This is a genomic window from Actinacidiphila guanduensis (assembly GCF_900103985.1).
Classification (GTDB): domain Bacteria; phylum Actinomycetota; class Actinomycetes; order Streptomycetales; family Streptomycetaceae; genus Actinacidiphila; species Actinacidiphila guanduensis.
Genome location: NZ_FNIE01000025.1, coordinates 13,349 through 32,318 on the forward strand (window position 1 = coordinate 13,349; position 18,970 = coordinate 32,318).

The window sequence follows — 18,970 nt, forward strand, 5'->3', positions numbered from 1 at the left end:
CTCACGCCTCGAAGGTTTGGCGCAGTTCGCCGATGCCCTCGATCGTGCTGATGAGTTCATCACCCGGGGCCAGCCAGCGCCGTCGAGCGCGGCCGCCATGGTGTCCCGGATACGGTCGTAGTCCTCCGTGTACGCCTCCCAGGAAGTACTGCTGCCGGGGAGCGCGGCCCGTGCCATGCCGGCGATGATCGCGGGTTCGGACAGCAGGTGCGCAGAGGCGGGCCTCTTCATGCCGACGGACAAGTGCACCATGCTCATGTAGTCCTCGACGGACACGGCCTGAAGTCCGTGCCGCTGGTGATCCTTCTCCGTGCGCCCGAGACAGGGAAGCATCAGTGCCTTCTTGCCGTGGACCAGGTGACTGCGATTGAGCTTGGTGCTCACGTGAACGGTGAGCTCGCATCGCCGCAGGCCCGCGGAGGTGTAGGCCGTGTCCGGCGCGACCAGGACGAAATTCCCGCCCACCCCGATGAACACCTTGACGGTGCCCTCGTTCATGGCCTTGATGGTGTCCACGGTGTCCACGCCGTGCTCGTACGGCGGGACGATGCCGCAGACAGCGGCGAGGCGGTCCAAGAAGGCCGGGCTGGGCCGGTGATCGATTCCGCACGTGCGGTTGCCCTGCACGTTGCTGTGACCGCGTACCGGCGACGGGCCCGCGTCCTCCCGGCCGATGTTGCCCCGCAGCAGAAGCAAAGTGGAGCATTTACATCGAGACGGAGTCCGTCCGGCGACGCCCCGCTGACTCGTCCCTGGGCCGTGTGACATGAATTACGCAGTGATCAGCGAACAGACCATGGGCGAGGAGGCGTTGAGACGGGCGTGAGCACCCCACGGTTCGAGACCGTTTCGCTGCAGCCGGAGCCCGGGGAGCAGACGGCACTCGTCGCGTATACAAGTCGACAGGCGGAGAAGGCCGGACAGCGCGCGGAGGCGGTCCGCCGTCAGCGGCTGAGAGGTTTGCTCTCCGCGGAGGAGCGGATCCGGGCACTGCTGGACGCAGGCTCTTTCACCGAATTGGGCTCGCACGCCGTGCACCGGTCGTCCGCGCCGGGACTCGCCGAACGTCACCCCCCGGGGGACGCGGTGGTGACGGGGCATGGCACGGTCGGCGGTCGTCCGGTCTGCTGTTTCGCGCAGGACTTCTCGGTTTTCGGAGGAAGTCTGGGGGAGGTCGTGGGCGAGAAGATCCTCCGGATCATGGAGCTCGCCATGGACGCGGGCGCACCCGTCATCGGGATCAACGACAGTGCCGGTGGCCGCATCCAGGAGGGGCCGGTCGCCCAGAGCCTGTACGGCCAGATCTTCGCCAGGAACGTCCAGATGTCCGGCGCTGTCCCGCAGATCTCGCTGATCACCGGTCCGTCGGCGGGTGGAGCGGCGTACTCCCCCGCGCTCACAGACTTCGTCGTCATGGTGGACGGACTGTCCCACATGTTCGTCACCGGCCCGGAAGTGACTCGCCAGTCCATAGGTGAGGTGGTCACTCTCGAAGAGCTCGGTGGCGCGCGCATGCACAGCGTCCGGGCGGGAACCGCGCACTATCTGGCGGCCACCGAGACGGACGCTTTCGCCTGGACCCGGGCCCTCATCGGGTATCTGCCGCGCGTCGGAGAGCGTATGCCGTGCCTGAGGCCGCCGGAAGCCGCTGCCGCGACGGCCCTCGCGTCCGCCGCGGAGGTTCTCCCGCAGGCGGGTGAGGGCCGCGATGCCCGGCACGCTCTGGCAGCGCTGCTGGACGACGGGGAGAGCCTTGAGGTGCACGCCGGTTACGCGCCCAGCGTGGTGGTGGCGTTCGGCCGGCTGAATGGTTGCTCGGTCGGAGTCGTCGCCACCCAGCCCCTGGTGGACGGCGGGGCGCTGACGGCGGATGCCTGTGACAAGATCGCCCGATTCGTGCGGACGTGCGATGCCTACGGGCTCCCCGTGCTCTCGCTCGTCGACTCCCCCGCCAGCAGTCGCGGCGGTGTTCTTCCCGGCGTCGACCGGAGCGGGGCGCGTCTGCTGTACGCCTATGCGGAGGCGACGGTGCCGCTGCTGACCGTCACCACCGGTGAGTCCGCCGGTCTCGCCCACACGGCACTGGGCTCCCGTCGGATCGGCGGCGACCTCCATCTGGCCTGGCCGGCGGCCCGTATCGACGGGCACGATGTCTGGACGGCTGCCGGCGACGGTGTCGTCGACGAGGTGCTGCTCCCGCACGAGACCCGGCCGCACTTGCTGCGGACCTTGTGGTTGCTGAGGAACAAGCGCCCCCGACAGCCACCAAAGAAGCACGACAACCTCCCGCTGTGAGCGCATTCGGCGGCCTGGACCGCCCACAGCTCCCTCGGGGCCGGCGTGATGCCTTTCCGCCGACTCGCCTCCTCCGCTCCGGCGGCGCCGACCGGGAATCGCCTCGGTCGGGGTACGCGTCCCCGAACGGGGCCACGACGAAAGCTGATCACCGGTGACAACTGCCTCAACTCGCCGTTCCGACATCGCTGTCATCGGCATGGCCTGCCGTTTCCCGGGGGCCGACGGCCCCGCCGCGTTCTGGACGCTGCTTTGCGACGGCACAGATGCGGTTACCGCCCGCCCGCCCGGACGGGCGGGCGGCCGGCCGTCGGGAAGGGGCGGTTATCTGCGCCCTCCCGTCGGGACCGCAAGCGATGACTCCGCCGAGCAGGCTCTGATGGCCGTCCACGGCTTCGAGCCGGAGTTCTTCGGGATGTCCCCGCGAGAGGCACGCCGCACCGACCCGCAGCAACTGCTGACCCTGGAACTCGGCTGGGAGGCGCTGGAGGACGCCGGCATCGTCCCCGCCTCGCTGCGCGGCGCCCGCGCCGGTGTCTTCCTCGCGACGAGCAACGGCGAGTGGTCCGCAGCGCTGAAGACAGCAGGGGTCGAAGCCGACGTGCACGCCTACACCGGGACACAGCGGGGCATGGCGGCCGGCCGACTCTCCCACGTGCTCGGGCTGACCGGGCCGAGCCTGAGCGTGGACACCGGCCAGTCGTCGTCGCTGGCCGCCGTGGACCTGGCGTGCGAGAGCCTGCGGGCGGGCAGTACCCGGTTGGCGATCGCGGGCGGGGTGAGTCTGATCCTCGACGATGAGGCCGACCGTGCCGTGGCGGGCACCGGCGCCATGTCGGCCACCGGGCGCAGCGCCGTCTTCGACGCCTCCGCCGACGGCTTCGTCCGCGGGGAAGGCGGCGCCCTGGTCGTGTTGAAGCCGCTGGCCGCAGCCCTGGCCGACGGGGACCGTGTGTACTGCGTCATCCGCGGGAGCGCCCTCAATCACGACGGTGGTGACGGGGCCCTCACCATTCCCGACGCGACCGCTCAGGCGGAGCTGATGGCGCAGGCCTACCGTGCCGCGGGGCTGTCGCAGGAGGCGGTCGGGTATGTGGAGCTGCACGGTACGGGGACGCGGGTGGGCGATCCGGTGGAGGCCGCCGCGCTGGGTGGTTTCATGGACCCGGCCCGGCGCACGGCGCCTTTGCGTGTCGGCTCGGTGAAGACGAACATCGGCCACTTGGAGGGTGCGGCAGGGATCGCCGGACTGGTGAAGGCGGCGCTGGCCGTCCACCATGGCGCACTGCCCCCGAGCCTGCATTTCACCGCCGCTCACCCGGCGATCCCGCTGGAGGACCTCGGTCTGCGGATGCAGACGACGCTCGAACCCTGGGCGGGGCCGCGGGTTGCCGGGGTCAGCTCGTTCGGGATGGGCGGCGCGAACTGCCATGTGGTGGTGGAGCAGGCACCGCCGATGCCGACGCCGGCCGACTCGGCGGTGGAGACGTCCGGCGCGCTCATATGGCCGGTGTCGGCGCAGTCGCCGGAAGCGCTCCGGGCCCAGCTCGCTGCTTTGCGCCACCACCTCGCCGCCGGGGCGGCCGACGGCTCGAACAGTGCGGGGACCGCGGGGAGTTCACTCGCGGACGCGGCTCATACGCTGGCGCGTGGCCGCACCCATTTCCCGCAACGGTGTGCCGTCGTGGCCTCGTCACGGGAGGAACTCCTCGATGCGCTGGGCGTCCTCGCCGGCCGCGAGGATCCCTCCGGCGCCGTGGTGACGGCGCCGGGAGCAGACGCCAGGGGAACGCTCACGGCGGTCGCCCAGCGGCATGTCCGGGGACAGCAGGTGGACTGGGCGGCCCTTTCGGGAAGCGGCCGACGCATCGGCCTGCCCACGTACCGCTTCCAGCGACGTCTGCTGCTGCCCGGGGGCGCCGGCGCGGCGGACGGGTCCGGGCCGCGGACGGAGGGCGGTTCGGCTCCGTTGGCCCCCGCCGCGGTGGTCGCAGATGCGGGCGCGGACCGCGGATCGCGCGCGAGCGAAGCCGTCGACCACGGCTCCGACGCCGGGCAGTTCGACCGCATGCTCGCCCTCGTCCTGCGGGAGACGGCCGCTGTCCTGGAACTGGACCCGAACCGCGCGGTCCCCCCCGATGTCGCTTTCGCCTCCCTCGGCGCGGACTCGATGACGGTCGTCGAACTGACGGCCCGTCTGGAAGAGATCTCAGGACGACCGTTGCCGAGCAGTCTGGTCTTCGACCATCCGACGCCGCGCGATGTGGCGCTCCTTCTTGCACACCCCGCCAGCGGAGCACATTCCCGGGCCACGGCGGCGGCGCCCGCCCCGGTCCGCAGCGAGCCGCACGAGGGGCCCGATCCGGTCGCGCTCGTGGGCATCGGCTGCCGGTTCCCCGGCGGTATCCGCTCCGCCGAAGACTTGTGGGCGGCCGTCGCCGGCGAACGCGACGTGCTCGGCGATCTGCCCGCAGACCGCGGCTGGAACCGGGCGGACCGGCCGCAGGGTCCGATGCAGGGCGGATTCCTGGAGGACGCAGCCGGTTTCGACGCGGCGTTCTTCGGCATCTCGCCCCGCGAGGCGACCGCCATGGACCCACAGCAGCGTTTGCTGCTGGAGGTGGGCTGGGAGGCGCTGGAGCACGCCGGCATCGACCCGTTGTCGCTGCGCGCGACGCAGACCGGCGTGTTCGTCGGCGTGATCCCGCAGCAGTACGACGCGCTGGTCCAGGAGGCAGCGGACGACCTCGACGGCTACGTGTACACGGGCAGCACGCCGAGCGTGCTGGCCGGCCGGCTCGCCTACGTCCTGGGAACCGAAGGTCCCGCCCTGGCCGTGGACACCGCATGCTCCTCATCGCTGACGGCCCTGCACCTCGCCTGCCGGGCGCTGCGCTCGGGCGAGGTGTCGATGGCGCTGGCCGGCGGTGTGACGGTGATGTCGACGCCCTGGATGTTCACCGACTTCACCGCGCAGGGCGCGCTGTCGCCGGACGGCCGGTCGAAGGCGTTCGCCGAGGAAGCCGATGGCACGGGCTGGTCGGAAGGTGTCGGCGTGGTGGTGCTGGAGCGGCTGTCCGACGCACGCCGCCACGGCCACCGGGTGCTCGCGGTCGTGCGCGGCAGCGCGCTCAACGAGGACGGCGCAAGCAACGGGCTCACCGCCCCCAACGGCTCGGCGCAGGTGCGCATGATCCGCGCGGCGCTCGCCGATGCGGGCCTGTCCCCTGCCGATGTGGACGCGGTGGAGGCCCACGGCCCCGGCACGCGTCTCGGCGACCCGATCGAGGCGAACGCCTTGCTGGCGACGTACGGCGCGGCACGCCCGGCGGAACTGCCGCTGTGGCTGGGCTCGGTGAAGTCGAACATCGGACACACCCAGGCCGCCGCGGGCGTCGCCGGGCTGATCAAGATGGTGATGGCGATGCGGCACCGTGTCCTGCCGCGCACACTGCACGTGGATCGTCCGACCAGCCGTGTCGACTGGAGCGGCGGCGGTGTGCGCGTGCTCACGCAGGCGCATCCGTGGCCGTCGACCGGCCGCCCGCCGCGCGCAGGCGTCTCGGGCTTCGGCGCCGGCGGCACCAACGCACACATCATTCTGGAAGCGCCCGAGCCCCCTGCCGCACCGGCGACGCCCCGCGCCGGGCAGCTGCTGGCGTTCCCGCTGGCGGCGAAGTCGGCCGACGCCCTCGCCGACCAGGCGGACCGGCTGAGCGCGTTCCTCATGGCCGAACCTGACACTCCCCTGCCCGACATCGCCTGGACGCTTGCCCGGCGTTCGGCCTTCGACCACCGGGCTGTGGCAGTGGCGCAGGATCGTCCGGGTCTTCTGGCCGCCCTGGCCGGGATGGCCCGCGACGGCGGCGCCGAGCGACCGGTGACCGAGGACGGAGCCGTGTTCGTCTTCCCCGGACAGGGGTCGCAGTGGCCGGGCATGGCCGAAGGGCTGCTCGGTCACGACCCGGACTTCACGGCAGCGGCCCGACAGTGCGCGGAGGCATTCGCGCGTCACCTGGACTGGTCGGTGCTCGACGTGCTTTCGGGGGCTACGGGCGCTCCGCCGCTCGACCGGGTGGACGTGGTCCAGCCGGCGCTGTTCACCATGATGGTGTCGCTCGCGGAGATGTGGCGTGCCCATGGTGTGCGGCCGATCGCCGTGGTCGGCCACTCGCAGGGTGAGATCGCGGCCGCCCATGTGGCAGGCGCGCTGACTCTCGCGGACGCGACGCTGATCATCGCACTGCGCAGCCGGGCCCTTCGGGCGTTCCAGGGCCGGGGGGCCATGGCCGCCGTCTCGCTGCCGTCCGCGGAGGTGCGGCGCCGGCTGACGCCATGGACCGACAGCGTGGAGATCGCCGCAGTCAACGGGCCCGCGACGACGACAGTCGGCGGCGACCCGGAGGCGCTCGACGGTCTGCTGAGCGCGCTGGACTCGGAGGGGATCCACTACCGCAGCCTGCCGGTCAGCAACGCGGGCCACAGCCGGCAGATCGAACCCCTGCGCGAGCACTTGCTCGACGCTCTCGCACCGGTCGCACCCCGGGCGTCCCGGATCCCCTTCTACTCGACGGTCACCGGAGCGCTCTTCGACACCACCGGGCTGGACACAGGCTACTGGTGGCGCAACGCACGGCAGCCCGTTCTCCTGGAGCCCGCCGTCCGGGCCCTCCTGGCCTCGGGCCACCGGGCGTTCATCGAAGTCAGCCCTCATCCGTTGCTGCACTCCGCCCTGTTGGAGACCTTCGAGGACACAGCGGCGCAAGCAGTGGCCCTCGGATCTCTCCGGCGCAACGAGACGCCTCGGGACCGCTTCCTGACCGCGACCGCCGAGGCCTTCCGGGCCGGTCTTCCCGTGGACTGGACCGTGCTGAGCGCAGACGGCGGGCCGGCGCCACTGCCCGGCTATGCCTTCCAGCACCGACGCTACTGGCCCGCCCCCGCGGCCGCAGCTACCCCCGTGCCCACCCGGGTCCGTGACGCCTCCGCCCACCGCTTCGTGAGTGCTTCGGTGCCGCTCCCGCACACCGGCGGACACCTGCTCACTGCCGTCGTGCAGGCCGGCGACACGCTGTGGCTCACCGACCACGCCCTCTTCGGGGTCCCGTTGGTGCCCGGAGCCGCCGTGGTGGAACTCGTGGGGACCGCCGCGCGCCGTGCCGGGGCCCGCCAGGTCGACGAACTCGTCCTCACGGCCCCCTTGTTGCTGCCGGCCGACGGGCAGGCGCTCGGCGTTCAGGTCGTGACGGACCGGGCTGCCGCGGACGGCACGAGAACGGTCTCGCTCTATGCCCGCTCCCAGGGCGGCACCACCGACGACGCGGCCGGACCGGAGTGGGCGCTCCACGCACGCGGCCGACTGGCCGCCGCGCGTGAGCATGCCGCCCAGCGCCCTGTCGGCGGGGGTGCGTGGCCCCCCGCTGGCACGCAGCACGTGGACCTCGCGGACGCCTACGACAGACTTGCGGCCGAGGGCTACACCTATGGTCCGGCCCTGCGTGCCCTGCGGCGGATGTGGCGACGGGGCAACGAGGTGTTCGCCGAGGTCGCGCTGCCCGAGCAGGCCGGTCCGGCGGGCGGGTTCGACGTCCACCCCGTCCTGATCGATGCCGCTCTTCATGCCGTACTGCTGGCCGATCTGCCGGAGAGGGACGGCGGCCGCCCAGCCCGTATGCCGTTCTCGTGGAGCGGAGTACAGATCCTCCGCTCACAGGCGCGGTCGGTCCGGGTCCACGCCGAACTGCGGGCCGACGGTTCCTGGCGGATCGATGCGGCCGACCCTGCCGAGGCCCCGGTGTTCAGCATCGACGCGGTCTCGTTCCTCCCCGCCGCCGGCATCCATCCACCGCTTCTGGAGAGGGCCTGGACGCCGGTGGTTCTGAGCGCGGCGCCCGCCACGGCCGCCGACACCGCCATTGTCGGACGGCCACTCCCGGGCCTGCCCGACGTGCCGGCCGCCGAGGCCCTTCCCCCCTCCACAGCTCAGGCCCCACGCACCATCGTGGTGAACCTGGAAGAGAATCAGGAGCCCACCGTCGGTCAGCCGGGCGCCCGACCGGGGCCACCGGACGAGTTGCCGTCGGTCCTGCACACAACTGTCGCCCGGCACCTGGAACTGATCCAGACATTCCTGGCTCGGCAGGAGTTCGCCCGAACACGGCTGGTCCTGTGCACACGCGGGGTCACCGCTCGGCATCCCGACCCGGTGGCCGCCTCGGTGGCAGCGCTGTGGCGCAGTGCGGGGGCCGAACATCCCGGGCAGTTCGCCCACGTGGACACCGACGGAATTGCCGCGTCCGACGCTCTGATGCGTGTTGCGGTCGCGGCGGATCTGCCGCAGGTCCTGCTGCGCGATGGTCAGGCCCACGCTCCCGAACTCGCCGTGGTCCCTGAAGACTTGCTGTCACCGCCGCCGGGTGACGGCTCGTGGAAACTCGCCCTGACCGGACCCGCGCATGACACCACGCCCGACCGGCTCGCCCTCGTCCCGGCCCCCGAGTACGACGCCCCGCTCCGGCAGGGCGAAGTGCGGGTGAGCGTGCGAGCGGCAGGGCTGAACTTCGTCGACGTCATCACCACCATGGGGCTGTTCCAGGGCGAGTCGTCCCTGGGCCGGGAGTTCGCCGGCGTGATCACCGAGGCCGGGCCGAGAACCGCCGGCCTCGCGCCGGGCGACCGGGTGATGGGCATCGTCCCGCTGAACCGCAGCGCGATCGCGCCCCACGTCGTCACCGACCACCGGCTGGTGACCGCCGTCCCCAACGGCTGGACCTTCGCCGAGGCCGCCACCGTCCCCATCGCGTTCCTGACCGCCCATCACGGCCTGGTCACCCTGGGCCGCCTGACCGCCGGAGAGCGCGTGCTGATCCACGCGGCCACCGGGGGCGTCGGCATGGCGGCACTCCAGATCGCCCGCCACCTGGGGGCCGAGGTCTACGCGACCGCACACCCGGACAAGTGGCCCACCCTCGCCGCACTCGGTGTACCGCCCGAGCGGATCGCCTCGTCCCGCTCGGCGGATTTCGAGGAGCGGTTCCGGGCGGCGACCGGCGGCCGGGGCGTGGACGTCGTTCTCGACGCGCTGGCCGGTCCATTGGTGGACGCCTCCTTGCGGCTGCTCGCCCCGGCAGGCCGCTTCCTGGAGATGGGCAAGCTCGACATCCGCACCCGGGAAGAGGTGGACACGATACGGCCCGGGGCGCACTACCGGCCGTTCGATGTCCTGAGCCTGGCCCCCGACGACATCGCGCAAGCCTTCCGCGACCTCACGAAGCTTTTCACGGCGGGAACGCTGCAGGCCCTGCCGCTGACGGCCTGGGACGTGCGCGAAGCAAAGGAGGCACTGGTGACCTTCCGGGACGCCCGGCACACCGGCAAGCTCGTGCTGACGCTGCCCTCCTCCCCCAGCCCGGACGGCACCGTCCTGATCACCGGCGGCGCCGGCACCCTCGGCGGTGAGCTGGCCCGGCACCTGGTGCGGCGGCACGGCGTCCGCCGGTTGCTGCTGGCCGGACGAACCCCCGGGGACGACCGGTACGTCCTGGGCCTCAAGGCCGAACTCGCTGCGCTGGGCGCCCACACCGAGTACCGGAGCGCCGACGTGTCAGACCCGGCGCAGGTCGCCGAACTGCTCGCGGCAGTGCCGTCCGCCCACCCACTGACCGCCGTCGTGCACGCCGCCGGCGTCCTGCACGACGCCACCGTGACGTCACTCGACCCCGGCCAGGTGTCGGCCGTTCTCGCCCCCAAGGCCGACGGCGCATGGCATCTCCACGAGCAGACGCGCCACCTCGACCTTGCGCAGTTCACGCTGTACAGCTCGGTCGCCGGAGTCCTCGGCCTGCCCGGCCAGGCCAACTACGCCGCCGCCAACGCCTTCCTCGACGCGCTTGCCACCGCCCGTGCTGCGCAGGGACTGCCAGGCCGGTCACTGGCCTGGGGCCTGTGGCAGCAGGTATCCGGTATGAGCGGCCACCTGACGGACGTCGATGTCGCACGGATGACCGCCGCGGGTCTCGCGCCGTTGCCCACCGGACAGGGTCTCGCCTTGTACGACGCCGCCGCCGACCGCCCGGAAGCGGCACTGGTCGCCGTACGGCGGATGACACCGGCGAGTCCTTCGCCGACCGGATCCCCGGCGCAGGTGTCCACCACTCAGCAGCCGGCTCCCGGACCCGAACTCCTGCAACGGCTCTCCGGTCTGCCTGCCGAACGGCGTGCCGAGGCGGCAACGGAGTGGATCACCGATCAGGCAGCAACGGTGCTGCGGCTGCCCGACCGCAACGACATCGACTGGTCGCGGGCCTTCCGCGACCTCGGCTTCGACTCGCTCACGTCCGTGGAACTGCGGAACAAGCTGAACACGGCCACCGGGCTGCGCCTACCGGTCACCGTGGTGTTCGAGCACCCCACCGCGGGGTCACTGGCCGCGGTCGTGGTGGGACTGCTCTTCCCGGTCTCTGCCGCACAACCCGGCACAACAGCCGACGGCGCCCGTCGGGACAGCGGGCCAACGGACGGAGGGTCGACGGACAGGGGGCCGGACCGACCCGCGTCCGCACCCCCCGCAGGGCTGCCGACGGACCTGGCGCAGGCCGACAACGAGGAGTTGTTGCGACTCATCGACGCGGAGTTGGGCCGGGACAGCGGCGGCAAAGCCGAGGAGACGCGATGACCGACCAGGAGCAGCTGGTCGGCTATCTCAAGCGCCTGACTGCCGAACTGCGCGCCGCGAAAAGTCGCGTGGCCGAACTCGAAGAGCGTGAACGTGAGCTGCACGGCCCCATCGCCGTCGTCGGCATCGGCTGCCGCTATCCGGGCGTCGACTCGCCCGAGGCACTGTGGCGGCTCGTCGCTGCAGGCGAGGACGCGACCGGACCGGTGCCCGTGGACCGGCAGTGGCAGCCGGTCTTCGACGGCGGCGGGCTCCCCGCCAGAGGCGGCTTCCTTTCGGACGCGGCCGGTTTCGACGCGGCCTTCTTCGGGATCTCTCCACGCGAGGCGATCGCCATGGACCCCCAGCAGCGCGTGCTGCTGGAAGTGGTGTGGGAAGCGCTGGAAGATGCCGGCATCGATCCCCACACGCTGCACGGCAGCGGCACAGCCGTCTTCGTGGGCGCAAACCAGCAGGACTACGGACCGGCGCTGGACGCCTCGCCGCCGGACGTGGCCGGCCACCGGCTGACCGGCATGGCAGGCAGCGTCGTCTCCGGCCGCATCGCCTACGTCCTGGGCCTGCACGGGCCCGCCCTCACAGTGGACACCGCTTGCTCCTCCTCCCTGGTGGCCGTACATCTGGCATGCCGAGCCCTTCGCACGGGTGAGACGGGGCTGGCTCTTGCGGCAGGGGTGACGGTGATGAGCACGCCCGGCACGATCGCCGAGTTCGGCCGGCAGGGTGGGCTGGCGGCGGACGGACGCTGCAAGGCGTTCGGCGAAGATGCAGACGGCACAGGGCTCGCCGAGGGATCCGGCGTGCTCGTACTGGAGCGGCTTGCCGACGCACAGCGCAACGGGCACAAGGTGATGGCGCTGATCCGTGGGTCGGCCGTCAATCAGGACGGGGCGAGCAACGGCCTGTCCGCGCCCAGCGGCCCTGCCCAGCAGGCAGTGATCGAAGCCGCGCTCGCCGACGCGGGACTGAACGCCGCCGAAGTGGACGCCGTCGAGGCCCACGGCACCGGCACGCCGCTGGGCGACCCGATCGAGGCCCGGGCGATCCTGACCGCCTACGGTCCTTCCCACGCGGCGGACACGCCCTTGTGGCTGGGCTCCCTGAAGTCCAACATCGGCCACACCCAAGCTGCGGCGGGAGTCGGCGGCCTGATCAAGATGATCGGCGCGCTCACCCACGAAGAGCTGCCGCGGACCCTGCATGCCAATCCGCCCACCCCCCACGTCGACTGGTCGACGGGCACGGTGAGGCTGCTGCACAGCTCACGCCCCTGGCCGCGCACGGAAGGCAGGCCCCGGCGGGCCGGGGTGTCCTCCTTCGGTATCAGCGGCACCAACGCCCACGTCCTGGTCGAGGAGGCGCCGTCGCAGCCCGCCCCCGACGAGGAAGCGGTGCCCGGCCCGGGCGGAGCCACACTGCTGATGCTGTCCGGCCACAGCGACGCGGCCCTGCGTGCCCAGGCCGCCCGGGTCGCCGCCCACCTGATCCGCGACCGGACCTATCTGCCGGACGTGGCGCACACGTTGAGCGGCCGTGCGGCGCTGGAGCACCGGGCGGCGGCCGTCGTCCACAACACGGCCGAGGCGCACGCAGCACTGGCGGCGATCGCCTCCGGCACCGCCCACCCCGGTGTGGCGAGCAGCCGGGTGCGCGGCAGACGGGGCCGCACAGCGTTCCTGCTCGGCGGCACGGATGCGCTCCGGGCCGGACGAGGCCGCGGACTCAACGCGGCGCACCCGGTGTTCCGGCGAGCGCTGGAAGAGGTGTGCGCACTCGCCGACCCGCTGCTGGGGACCTCCCTGTCCGAGCTTCTGCACACGGGATCCGCCGTGCTTCGCGACGGCGGTACCGTGCGTCTCCACCATGCCGAGTTCGCGCAGCCGGCCGTCTTCGCCCTGCAGGTCGCGCAGTTCCGGCTTCTGGAGGGCTGGGGCATCGAGCCGGATGTCCTCGTCGGCCACTCGGCGGGCGAGGTGACAGCGGCGCACCTGGCAGGCATCCTGTCGCTGCCGGACGCGATCGGCCTCGCCGTCGCTCGTGCCCGCCTGATGAGCCGCATCGCACGCGCCAGCACAATGACGCCGGCAACCGTCGAGCCCGCGCTCGCCGAACTCGACGCCGTGGCTTCCGCCCTCGAGCCGCTGCCCGCGCAGGTGCCGGTGGTCTCAGGCCTCACCGGCGGCCGGGCGGACCAGGCTCTTGCCGACCCCGGCTACTGGATGCGCCAGGCTCGGGGAACAGGCCGGTTCACCGACGCCGTTCGGTCCGCCGTCGAGGTGCACGGCGTGGACACGCTCCTGGAACTGGGAGCCGAATCCGAACTCGTCACCCTCGCGGCCGCCGTGGCCCCACCGGAGACGCTCGTGCTGTCCCTGGCAGGCGCCGATTCGGGCTCGGCTCCGGACCCGGACGCGGCAGAGACCGCCGCCGCGCTGGACGCCGTGGGCCGGCTCTACGCCCGAGGCTCGCGCCCCCGCTCCACGGCCACGCCCGGCAAACATGTCGCCCTGCCCACCTACGCCTTCCAGCACGAGCGTCACTGGCTGCCGGCTCCCTCGGCGTCGCGGGCGCCCGCCCGCCCCGATCAGCAGGAAGCCGCCGCCGTACACGACAGCGCCGTGCCCGCACCGGAACACCTGCTGACCGAGCGATACGGAGGCAACGGCGACCGCTGGACCGCCGACCACGTCGTGGGCGGCCGGCCGCTCCTGCCCGCGACGGCGTTCCTCGAACTGGTCCTGCGGGCAGGCCGGCTCGCACACAGTCCCCACCTGGCCGAACTCGCTCTGCACACACCGCTGGACCTGAACGGCACCGGACCGGTCGACGTCCGCGTCAGCGCCGTACCCAGCACGACGGGCGGCCTCGACATCGCTGTCGCCTCGCGGCCTGCGGCCGGCGGCTCGTGGACCGCGCACGCGACCGGCCGTCTCGAGCGGCACCCTCCTGCCGATCACCTCGTCCCGCCCGGCCGGACCCGCCCCCCGCGGGAGGCCGAGCCCTGGCCACTGGAGACGCACTACGCACAATGCGCCCGGCTGGGCCTCACATACGGCCCGGCCTTCCGCACCCTCGCCGAGGTGCGGCACGCGAATGGCGTGCTCTACTCACGCAGCGCACCGACGGCGAAAGCAGACGGCACGGACAATCTCATGTTCTCCCCCGCCGCACTCGACGCCGTCCTGCAGGCTCTTCTCACCGGCCCCGGCACGGAGGGGAACGCGACCCTGCAACTGCCCTTTCTCTGGAACTCGGTCACCCTGCACCGCGCTGCCGAAGGCACGTTGCGCGCCCGCATTGTCCCCTCGTCCGACGGCAGCCACACCGTCGAGGTGGAGGACAGCGACGGGCGGCCGGTCCTCTCCATCGGCTCGCTCACGCTGCGTCCACTGCTTTCCGGGAACCGGGGACAGCCCGCGCCGATTCTCTACCGGCAGTCATGGACACCGGCGCAATCCCTCGCACCGGCGAGCACTGCAGCGGAGCCGTGGCTGCTGGGCAGCCCACCGGCAGGCCTGCACGGCTTTGCGCGGGCGCATCCGGATCTTCCCTCGCTCCTCGCCGACGCGAGCCGAGCAGGCCGGGCGCCGGCTGCGGTCCTGGTGGCCCTGCCCTCCGTCGCAGACCCGGCCGGCGACACGCCGGGCCAAGTCCATGCCATGGTTGCCCGGCATTTGGCCCTGATCCAGGAGTGCACGGCCACCCCGTCGCTCGCGGGAACCAGGCTCATCCTGCTGTCCGCGGACAGAGCCCGAGGGCTCCACAGGGGACCGGAGCCGGCAACCGCCGCGGTACGAGGGCTGTGGAGGTCCGCCGCGCGCGAGCATCCGGGACGGCTCGGCCTGCTCAACCTGCGGGGTGAGATGGGAGCACCCGGTGGGCTGGCGATGGCGCAGGCCACGGCCCTGATCGCTGAGGGCGGCGGCGTCGAGTTGACGCTCATCGACGGTGTCGCCCACGTCACCGCCCTGGCGGAGGTGGAAGGAGTCACTTCCGACGCTCAGGGATTCGACGCCGACGGAACAGTGCTGGTCACCGGCGGCAGCGGGGCGCTGGCCGCCGAGCTGGTGCCCCACCTGGTGCGTCGCCACGGAGTGCGGAGTTTCGTGGTCGCCAGCCGTTCCGGGCGGCTCCCCCTGGGCATGCGGAGCGGCCTCGACGCCGACATCAGGACCGTTGCTTGCGATGTCGCGGACCCTGCGGACGTACGGGCCTTGGTCACCGCATGCGGTGGCCGCCGCCCGCTCCGGGCGGTCGTGCACGCCGCCGGTGTGCTCGATGACGCCACCACGGACCAGATGCACCCGGAGCAGCTCCACCGTGTCCTGCGTCCCAAGGTGGACGGCGCGTGGAACCTTCACCGGGCGACGCTCGACATGCCGCTCACCCAGTTCGTCATGTTCAGCTCCGCTGCGGCGCCGCTCGGCACAGCCGGGCAAGGGAACTACGCCGCCGCCAACGCGTTCCTCGACGCGCTCTGCGCCCACCGCGCCGCGCTGGGCCTGCCGGCTGTCAGTATCGGCTGGGGATGGTGGGAGGACACAGGCATGACACACGAACTCCCCCGCGAGGCGGGACAGCGGCTGCACGGCCTCGGCCTGCTGCCGATGGCTCCCCCGGCAGCACTCTCCCTGTTCGACCGCGCAGTGGCGGCCGACGATCCCGTCGTGCTGGCAGGACGGTTCGACACCGGGGCGCTGCTGCGCGCGGCACAGGGGCGACGAGTCGACGTTACCCGTGAAACTGTCACCGAACCGGGGGGAGAGACACAGACGCTGCCGCACCCCGGCAGCGTCCCCACCTCGTTGCGGACGCAAGAGCAGTGGATCACCACAGTGCAGGGCCTCGCCGCCGATGTTCTCGGGCACCCGTCGCCCGACCATGTCGATCCGGACCGAGATCTGACGCTGCTCGGCCTGGATTCGCTCGGCTCCCTCGAACTCCGCGACAAGCTGGTCGAAGCGTGCGGCCGACCGGTGCCCATGACAGTCCTGCTGGAGCATCCCACCGCCTCCGCGCTCGCCGGATATCTGCATGAGCTGGTTTCAGCCGGTGACGACCCCGGCGACCGCACGCCCCCCGACCCGCGGCGACCGGAGACCTCCCATGGCTGAATCCCGGTGGCTCCAGCGGTTGGAGCCCCGCCCCAACGCCCCGCTGCGCCTGTACTGCTTCCCCCATGCAGGGGCTTCGGCCGCCGTGTACCAGCCCTGGGCCGCGGAGATGCCCGCCACGGTCGAGCTGATCGCCGTTCAGTACCCGGGCCGGGCCCATCGCTACCGCGAAGCGCCACCGGAGGACATGGCCACCCTCGTCCAGGGGATCCGCGACGCGCTGGCCGAGGACATCCGCGGCCCGTACGCGCTGTTCGGTCACAGCATGGGAGCGGCAGTGGCCTTCGAGACGGTCCGGGCACTGCGCGACGCCCACGTCCCGGAACCCATGCATCTGTTCCTGTCAGGCCGCACCCCAACAGGCACCGGGCTCCCCGACGGGCAACCGCTGAAATCCCCGCAGGACGCGCTCTCCCTCCTCCGTCGCCTCGGCGGCACACCGCCCGAACTGCTCGAGGATGAAGAGGCCCGGGCTCTGCTGCTGGCCGCCTTCACCGCCGACTGGCAGCTGATGCGCGCCTACCGTCACACGGCGCCCGAACCTCCGCTCGGCTGTCCTGTCACGGCGATGGCCGGCGCCCAAGACCCGATCACCGACATCACGGACGCAGCAGCCTGGGCCACCGTGACGACCGGCCCTTTCCATTTGCTTGTCTTCCCGGGCGACCACTTCTACCTGGCAAAGCGTTCTCATGAAGTCGTCGCCCACCTGTCGCGAACGCTGTGTCAGGTCGGTTGACGATGGCGAGTCTGGGTACCCCCGAACCGGCGGTCGCAGTGCCCGAGAAGCTCCTGCCCGAGCTCCTCCTGGCGGACGTGACCGGCCAGGGCCCCGGCGGCGCCCGCAGCGTACGGACCTACCGGCCCGACCGCCCTCTGATCGCCCCCGTCCCCGAACGGCGGGTCGAACTCGCGGCTGCCGACGGCGCGTTGACGGTGACCGTGACGGCCGTGCACCCGCTGCGCGGGACGTGTGCGTGTTCGCCGACCGGCTGGCCGGCCCGGCCGGGCTCGCGTCCCACGATCTGGCCGTCGACGACGCGCTCGTCACTCTCCTGCCCGGGGAGTCGCGCACAGTGCTGATGATCACGGTGTGGTGATCTTCAACGAGGGAGGCCTTCCGGTTCGGCGCGCTGGAGAAAGAGAGGGCGGGGTGGGGCTGCGGGCCGGAGAACTGGCCGGGTGGCTGCGCCTGGAACCGGTGCGGGCGAAGGTCGAGGAGGGCCCGCCCTCATGCGCTGGCTCCACCTCCACCACCCAAACGGGGACCCCAGTTCGAAACCACCGGCCACTGCCCGGCCGCGAGGCGACCCCCACGACCAGCGAGCAAGACGAGTTGCGGTGCCCACTGCGCAGCTTCACCTCCGCCCGAGTGGATAGGACGTGCCGATCTCCCGCAAGGTGTTGCCGCCCCGGCTTACCTCCGCCTGCGCGGAGAGGACGCCTACGCCGCCGTACGACTCTGCGAGGCAGCCGGCTTACCTCCGCCTGCGCGGAGAGGACTTGCAGCGTGGCGAATCCGAGGTTGCCGTTGAGGGCTTACCTCCGCCTGCGCGGAGAGGACGTGCCGGGGCCCAGGAGGACGCAGGCGAGGGCGGCGGTGGGGAGGTAGAGGGTTTCGGTGCCGCGTCGGGGGCTGGTGATTTCGGCGCAGACGCCGGTGTCGTCCTGGTGGATGCGGACGAGGTCGAGGTAGAGGAAGGACAGGGAGTCGGCGATGCGGGGCAGCATGGCGACGGTGGGGGCGGCGAGCTTGCGGCGGGCGTCGGTCGGTGAGGGCGGGCGGCGGTTGGTGGAGGCGGTCATGCGGGGTTCCTGGCAGGGGCGATGGACAGCAGGCCGCAGCCGTATGCCTTGCCGCGGCCGATGCCTTCGAGGATTTTGGTGCGGAGTCGGTCGACGTCCGTGATGGTGGCGGTGCCGTCGAAGCGGGTGCGGGTGTGGCGGATGCGCTGCTGGGCGGCGGCGCCGGTGGGTCCGCGTCGGGCATGGATGGCGTCGAGGAGGTGTGCGGTGTGGGTGAGGGGGTGCAGGCCGCTTGCTTCGGCTTGGCGCAGCCACCATTCGTCGGCGGCTGCTCCGGTCAGGGCGACGACGGCGGGCAGGTTGTAGGCGGCGCGGGTGGTGGCGCCGGGTTTGCGGACGGGGCTGGCCACGCAGCGGTAGCGGAGGGTCAGGCCGGGGCGCAGGGCGTCCAGGAGCGGGGTGAGGGGGCGGCTGAGGAGGGTGCCGTAGCCGTCGGGGAGGCGGCCTGCGTCGGGTTCCTGGGTGGACTGGAGGAGGATGTGGGGGCCGGTGGGCGTGTCGTCGACGCGGAAGAGGACGGCGAGTTTGGCGCGGGCGTCGGAGCCGAGTCCGTCGGGGAAGAGGGACATCACCCGGCGGTGGAGGTTCACCGGTGAGGCGCTGCCGGTGAGGTCGTGGCGGGCGGCGTGATGGCGGGGGTCGGGGACGATGCGGGTGAGCCAGAGGTTCATCGAAGTCCCCTTCCGGTGTCGTTTAGGTGCTGGTCGAGGTAGGTGGCCAGGGTGGTGAGGGCGTCGGCGCCCAGGCCGGCGTACTGGGCGCGGGGCAGGTGGAGGCTGCGGCGGAACAGGGGCCGGGCCCGGTAGGTGCGGTGGCGGGGGTCGAAGCTGATGGGGTCGTCGGTGGCGTCGGAGACGGGGTGCGTGCCGTCGTCGCTGTCCTCGGCCGTGCTCTGGGCGGGGACGGGGAGCTTGTCGAGGGTCTGGTCGGAGAGGAAGTCGATGGGGCGCGGTGTGGTGCGGGGCGGCCGGGCGGAGATGGGGAGGTGGACGAGGTGGTGGAGGGCGTCGCCGGTCTGGCCGAGCAGGAGGGGGCCTTCGGGGGGGTTCAGGGCGGTGGCGCATGCCGCGAGCAGTTCGGC

The 18,970-nt window shown here is 72.2% G+C and carries 5 protein-coding genes and 4 pseudogenes; 5 read left to right on the plus strand and 4 right to left on the minus strand.

Features of this window, described 5'->3' with window-relative positions:
* Positions 1-78: 78 nt before the first annotated feature.
* A pseudogene (locus BLR33_RS32710) lies at positions 79-696 on the minus strand (FdhF/YdeP family oxidoreductase); the annotation flags it as partial.
* Between the two features lie 126 nt (positions 697-822).
* Here BLR33_RS32710 and BLR33_RS32715 point away from each other — a divergent pair.
* The 5 genes and pseudogenes from BLR33_RS32715 (at position 823) to BLR33_RS36845 (ending at position 17,183) form a co-directional block, all read left to right on the plus strand.
* On the plus strand, positions 823-2,295 hold the full coding sequence (locus BLR33_RS32715) for an acyl-CoA carboxylase subunit beta (protein WP_093788400.1): 1,473 nt from the start codon (positions 823-825) through the stop codon (positions 2,293-2,295).
* A gap of 184 nt (positions 2,296-2,479) precedes the next feature.
* A pseudogene (locus BLR33_RS32720) lies at positions 2,480-10,969 on the plus strand (SDR family NAD(P)-dependent oxidoreductase); the annotation flags it as partial.
* Positions 10,966-16,083, plus strand: a complete 5,118-nt coding sequence (locus BLR33_RS32725) for a type I polyketide synthase (RefSeq protein ID WP_093788404.1) — start codon at positions 10,966-10,968, stop codon at positions 16,081-16,083. The pseudogene BLR33_RS32720 and the gene BLR33_RS32725, both read left to right, overlap by 4 nt.
* Complete coding sequence (locus BLR33_RS32730; RefSeq protein WP_265737062.1) at positions 16,076-16,822, plus strand: thioesterase II family protein; 747 nt, start codon at positions 16,076-16,078, stop codon at positions 16,820-16,822. Before BLR33_RS32725 ends, BLR33_RS32730 begins: the two co-directional genes overlap by 8 nt.
* A gap of 232 nt (positions 16,823-17,054) precedes the next feature.
* Positions 17,055-17,183, plus strand: coding sequence for a hypothetical protein (locus BLR33_RS36845; RefSeq protein WP_265737063.1), 129 nt, complete (start codon positions 17,055-17,057; stop codon positions 17,181-17,183).
* A 448-nt stretch (positions 17,184-17,631) separates the two neighbouring features.
* On the opposite strand, the pseudogene BLR33_RS37220 reads toward BLR33_RS36845, so the two are convergent.
* The 3 genes and pseudogenes from BLR33_RS37220 to BLR33_RS35485 all read right to left on the minus strand — a co-directional run.
* Positions 17,632-17,814 (minus strand): annotated as a pseudogene (locus BLR33_RS37220) (type I-E CRISPR-associated endonuclease Cas1e); the annotation flags it as partial.
* A gap of 71 nt (positions 17,815-17,885) precedes the next feature.
* The gene (cas6e, locus tag BLR33_RS32735) at positions 17,886-18,560 is read right to left on the minus strand and encodes a type I-E CRISPR-associated protein Cas6/Cse3/CasE (protein ID WP_093788456.1); all 675 of its coding nucleotides are present in this window, start codon (positions 18,558-18,560) and stop codon (positions 17,886-17,888) included.
* Positions 18,557-18,970: pseudogene (locus BLR33_RS35485) on the minus strand (type I-E CRISPR-associated protein Cas5/CasD); the annotation flags it as partial. The gene cas6e and the pseudogene BLR33_RS35485, both read right to left, overlap by 4 nt.